Below are 4,901 nucleotides of genomic sequence, written 5' to 3'. Positions count from 1 at the left end.
GCAACACTTGTTTCAGCACCCACTTTCCCTCACCGCCGCGAATCTTGTGCCGCAGCGGCAAACGCCAAGCGAACTCCAGCAGCGCGTGATCCAGCAGCGGCACCCGGGTTTCCAGGCTCACGCCCATGGCGGCGCGATCGACTTTCACCAGAATATCGTCGGGCAGATAACTCACCGTGTCCAAATACATCATGCGCTCTTCCAGGCTGGACACGGCCGCCCAGCGGCCGCGGTCGGTTAACACGGTGCTGACTTCGCGTCCCCCCAACACCACCGCTTCGGGCTGCCACCAGTGGGACACCAGGCGCAGATACATCTCCTCGGGACTGCCCACGGCGACGATGTTGGCCAGCTTGTGCAACTTGTCGCCAACACGGCCGTGCCGCAGCCGGGCAAGCAGGGCCGGCGCCAGCACCGAATAAACCCGGTCCCAAGCGGCGGGCGAAGCACTGACCAAGGCCCGCGCCAGCAGCGAGCGCGCCGGCCGCGGCAGCCATTTGAGCCGGCACCACAAGGCCCGGCCCCAGAAATAGCGATGATAGCCGCCGAACAGCTCATCGCCCCCGTCCCCCGACAAGCTCACGGTGACATGCTGCCGCGCTAGTTGCGAGACTAAAAACGTGGGGATCTGGGAGGAGTCGGCGAAGGGCTCGTCGTAGAGCTCGGGCAGGCGCGGGATCACCGCCATGGCCTCGTCGGCACTCACGTACAACTCCGTATGATCCGTGCCCAACTGCGCCGCCACTGCCTTGGCGTGCTGGGCCTCGTTATAGCCCGCCTCGTGAAAACCGATGGAGAAGGTCCGCACTGGCCGATCGCTCTGCGCCTGCATCAGGGCCACCACGGTGCTGGAATCAATGCCACCGGACAGGAAGGCCCCCAGGGGCACGTCCGCGACCATTTGCCGTTTGACCGAAACACGCAGTAAGCGGTCCAGTTCCTCCACCGCTTCCGCTTCGCCGCCCCGAAATGGGTCGGCCAGCCCCCGCTCCGCCACGGCTTGCACCGACCAATACGCACTCAGCTCCGCACTCCCCCCTTTGAAAAAGGGAGGCCGGGGGGGATTTCCCCCACCACCCCAAGGCACGCTGAGCACACTGGCCGGCGGCAACTTGTACACGCCACGGTAAATCGAATACGGCCCCGGCACGTAGTTGTGGCGCAGATACAGCGCCAAGGCATCGCGGTCGATCTCGCCCCGCCACTTGGGATGCCGGGTGAGCGCCTTCAACTCCGAAGCGAAGGCCAAACCACCGTCCAGCCAAGCGTAATACAGCGGCTTCTCCCCCAGCCGGTCGCGGACCAGGTGCAGGGTGCGGGCGTCACGGTCCCACAACACGAAGGCAAACATGCCGGTGAACCGCGTCACCGCTTGCGCCACCCCCCAGCGCTCGAAGGCGGCCAGCATCACTTCCGTGTCGGAATGGCCCCGCCAATCCATCCCCCCCTTTGAAAAAGGGGGGCTAGGGGGGATTTTTTCTACCTCCCGCCGCAACTCCCGATGGTTGTAAACCTCCCCATTGAACGCCAGCACATAACGCCCACTGGCGGACACCATGGGCTGGTGCCCTTCCGGCGATAAATCGACGATAGACAAACGGCGATGTCCCAGCGCAATACCTACGTCACGGTCCAGCCACAAACCGCTGTTGTCCGGCCCGCGGTGGTGCAGGGTATCGTTCATCGCCCGCAACAACGCTTGGGCGCGCCCTTCGTTCGCGGTAATCGCGGGGTCGAGAAAACCCACCAAGCCGCACATCAGCGCAACACGTCCTGATAAAGCGCTTCGAAACGCCGGGCGACGACCGGCAGGCTGTACTGCTCCACTACCCGCTGCCGCGCCGCCGCGCCCAGGGCTTGCCGGGTGGCGGCCGGCAAGGCCAACACCTCCGCCAAGGCAGCGGCCAGGGCGGCGGGATCGCGCGGCGCCACCACCCGGCCGGTGTCCCCCACGATGGCGGCCGAATCACCCACGTCGGTGACAACACAGGGCACACCGGCGGCCATGGCTTCGCCCAAGACGTTGGGGAATCCTTCACCGTAGGAGGAAGAAGACACAGCCACATCCAAGGCCGCATTGAAACGGGCCATGTCGCTGCGCGGTCCGAGCAAATGACACACACCGTTCAGCCCCCCCTCGCGACACCAAGCGGCCAAGTCAGGATTGGACGGCTCGACGCCCGCGCCGCAGAGAAGGAAATTCACCTCGGGCCGGCACCGGTGCAACAGGGCCGCGGCCTCCAAAAAAGTGCGATGGTCTTTTTGCGGATCGAACCGTGCCACCAGCCCCACCAGCGGCGTGTCCGGCGCCAGACCCAGTTCGGTGCGCACGGCGTCACGCTGCTGCGGCGCGGGTTTGAATTCATCCACGTCGAAACCATTGGGAATGACCAGCATCTTTTCCGCCGCGTAACCCTCGGCCCGATGCACGGCAGCGGCGGCCTGGGCGCAGCAGACAATGCGCGCCGGCACGCGCCGCGACAGCCGAGCGCAGAGCTTCATCATGGCGCGGGTGCTGCGCTTGCTGGCTGGATCGAAGGTGCTTTGCCTGACCCCCCACAGCACCGGCAGCCCCAGCCAGCGCCCCGCCAGGCCACCCAGCAAATCGGCGTGATACATCCAGGTTTGCACAAAGGCCGTGTTTTCCCGCCGCAAGCACGCCAGCAATCGGGCGACGGCAAGCGGATTGGGCCAGGACGGCCGCAAGCCCAGGCAGTGCACCGGCACACCCAGCGCACGCAACGTGTCCGCCATGGGGCCACCGGCAGTGAGCGCAATCACCACGGGCTTAAACCGGCCGCGGTCGGTGGCGGACAGTAGCTTGTACAACATCATTTCCGCACCGCCCACGTTCAGGCCGGTGATGATGTGGGCGATGTGGAGGGGAGCAGGCGGCTCAGCAGTGCTTCGCTGGTATCGATGAGATGTTGGCAACGGTATTCCTTAACGATGCGCTCACGCGCCTTGGCGCCCAGCCCGGCGCGGTCCTGATCCGATAAATTCAACACAGCCTGCCACCCCGCCACGAGCGCCGAGGGATCACGCGGCGGAACAACTTTGCCACAGTCTCCCACCACGCGGGCCGCATCGCCGACGTCTGTGACCACACAGGGTTGGCCGCAGGCCATGGCCTCCCCCACCACATTGGGAAACCCTTCTCCGTAGGACGCCAAGGTGACAAGGTCCAAGGCGTTATACACCGCCGGGGTATCCGCCACGGCCCCGCGCCACGACAGCAATGAGGCCACTCCTAACTCTGCGGCCAACGCCAGCAATTGGCGCCGGTAGTCAGCCGGACCGTCGCCCACGCACACAAAGCGGACGTCGTCCCGTTGGGTGGCCAGCAGGGCGGTGGCCCGCAGAAAAGTGGGATGGTCTTTCATGGGATCCAGGCGCGCCACCAAGCCGATGAGTTTAACATCCGGTCCCACCCCCCACTGCCCGCGCTGGCGTTCGCGGGCTGCCGCGTCGGGAGCAAAGCGTTCGGTGTCGATACCGTTGGGCACCACCTGCACCCGCTGCAAGGGAATACCGCGACGGCGGAGCACGTCCACGCCGGCGTGGGAATTGGCGATGATCAGATCCGCCTTGGCTGCGAGCTTGGCCTCCAGGCGGTAGGTCCAGCGCGACAGGCGGTCATAACGGGTCAAGTCCATATTGGAGGCCCGCACTCCCCACACCACTTTGGCGGAAGGAAAGCAGGACCATAGCAGAACGGCCAAAATGTTGGGCACCGGCAAATAGGCGTGGACGATATCCGGCGCCGCCGCCCGCACGCTGCGAACCAAGCGCCACAGAAAACCCAACACATCCCAGCGATGCCCTTTGCCCAGGTCGCGCACCGGCACACCCCGGACCAGCAGCTCCGCCGCCAAAGGACCACCGGGATAAAACAACAGCACCGTCACCCGGTGGCCCTTCGCATGCAGACCACCCGCCAAGGCCACCAACTGACGCTCGGCGCCGCCGTAATCGAGCGAACGGGCGAGGAAGACAATGTTCATTGGCCGTTCGACACCAGGCGGTAACGGCCGGCCAGGCGCTGACTCAGCGCGTCCACATCCCGCGCCGCCACCAGGTTTTCGCAGTAGGCCGAACAATAGCGCGGTGGCAGGGCCTGGAAGCTGTCCCCGGCGAAGCGGAACAGGGTGAACCCTTGAGCGCGCAGATCGGCGACCAGGTCTGCCGTGGTATACCCGTAGCGGTGAAAGTGCTCGTCCCAGGATTCAAAAAACACACACTGGGTGCGGGCCAACAGCTCACGGGCGCCTTGCAGTACGAAACGCTCAAACCCTTCCACGTCGATCTTCAGCAGGGCGATGGGGCCGGCGTGATCACGCAGCAAAGCATCCAGCGTGGCCACCGGCACCTTGATGGCGCCGCCCTCCTCCACCCGGTTTTGGTCATCGGAGCGCTGATCGCTGAAGGCCAGCTCACCGGGCATCGCCCCCACCGCGCTATGGAGCACGCGCATCTGGCTAAATCCGTTCAGCGTGATATTGTCCTGCAAATAAGCAAACACGCGGGGATGGGCTTCGATAGCGTAGACCCGCCCCGCCACCCCCACCCGCGCGGCACCAGCCAGAGCCAGGGCGCCAATGTTGGCGCCCACGTCCACCAGGGTGTCGCCAGCTTGCAGGGCCTGCGTGATGAAGGCTTCGTCCGCCGCCCGCTCCGCGGGATCTATCCAATAAGCTGCCGACAGCGCCGTCGGAAAAAAGCGCAAGCGGTAAGCGCCCATGTCGATGACCAGACGGCGACACAGCCCGGTGCGCCACAACAAGCGCGAGGCAAGAAAACGAAGGGGCCGGCGCTGGGCACGCACGGTGCGCAAGGCGCCAAACGCCGCCCCCAGCAGTGGATTGCCACGGTACCGATCGAAAAAGGCGACCGCGTAGCCC

General features: G+C 65.4%; 4 protein-coding genes. All 4 read right to left on the bottom strand.

Annotation, left to right across the window (positions count from 1 at the left end; genetic code table 11):
- On the bottom strand, nt 1-1,759 hold a 1,759-nt coding region (asnB, locus tag ENJ19_11995), incomplete at its 3' end, for an asparagine synthase (glutamine-hydrolyzing) (GenBank protein HHM06442.1).
- Nucleotides 1,759-2,877: a glycosyltransferase gene (locus ENJ19_11990; GenBank protein HHM06441.1), complete on the bottom strand. Its 1,119-nt coding sequence runs from the start codon at nt 2,875-2,877 to the stop codon at nt 1,759-1,761. The genes asnB and ENJ19_11990, both read right to left, overlap by 1 nt.
- Nucleotides 2,853-4,004, bottom strand: coding sequence for a glycosyltransferase (locus tag ENJ19_11985; protein HHM06440.1), 1,152 nt, complete (start codon nt 4,002-4,004; stop codon nt 2,853-2,855). The genes ENJ19_11990 and ENJ19_11985 overlap by 25 nt, the downstream gene beginning before the upstream one ends.
- Nucleotides 4,001-4,901 (bottom strand): FkbM family methyltransferase (locus tag ENJ19_11980; protein ID HHM06439.1); only part of this gene is annotated, 901 nt, incomplete at its 5' end. The genes ENJ19_11985 and ENJ19_11980, both read right to left, overlap by 4 nt.

This window comes from Gammaproteobacteria bacterium, assembly GCA_011375345.1.
GTDB lineage: Bacteria > Pseudomonadota > Gammaproteobacteria > DRLM01 > DRLM01 > DRLM01.
Note: the sequence above shows the minus strand (reverse complement) of the source record. Positions and strands in the feature narration are given on the sequence as shown.